Below are 545 nucleotides of genomic sequence, written 5' to 3'. Positions count from 1 at the left end.
CTCGGCTTCGGCCAGACGAATATAGTTTGGAACAATGCTGTGCACTGGCTCGTCCTCTTTAAGTTCTCCGATTAAAGCCAATTCTGAAGGTCTTGGAAGCTGCAGGGCAGGGTCTGCAATAACCGCTTGTTCATCGAGAATCCGTTCGATCATTTCCCTGTGAATCCCGGTGTCGCTTCCTATGAAAAGGACTTGCTGATCCATGGCTTTCAGCTTTTTTAGCCAATCTTCAAGCAGAATGTTCTGGTCCTCTTCCAATCCATGGAGTTTGCCGTCCCTATACTGGTACAGTCCCGTATAAACCTGACCGCGCCTAGCATCAAACAACGGACAAATCAAGCCTTGGAAAAAACGGCCGTTTGCCGCAAGCACTTCAAGGCTTGAAACGGTTTTAACCGGAATATTTAATGACCATGCAAGCGTTTTGGCAATCGTCACGCCGATCCGCACGCCTGTATATGAACCCGGGCCTTTGGCAACTGCAATTTGGGTCAGGTCACTAGGCTTTAAACCGCACTCTTTAAGGAGTTCGTCGATTGCCGGCA

1 protein-coding gene is annotated in these 545 nt (G+C 49.0%); it reads right to left on the bottom strand.

Annotated features, from left to right (window positions below; genetic code table 11):
* The coding region (tsaB, locus tag ACWHAR_RS31070) for a tRNA (adenosine(37)-N6)-threonylcarbamoyltransferase complex dimerization subunit type 1 TsaB (protein ID WP_452088931.1) at nucleotides 1–545 on the bottom strand (545 nt) is incomplete at both ends.

It is taken from the genome of Bacillus sp. LR--39 (assembly GCF_053613335.1).
The sequence above is the reverse complement of the archived record's forward strand: the minus strand, read 5'-3'. Positions and strand labels throughout refer to the sequence as shown.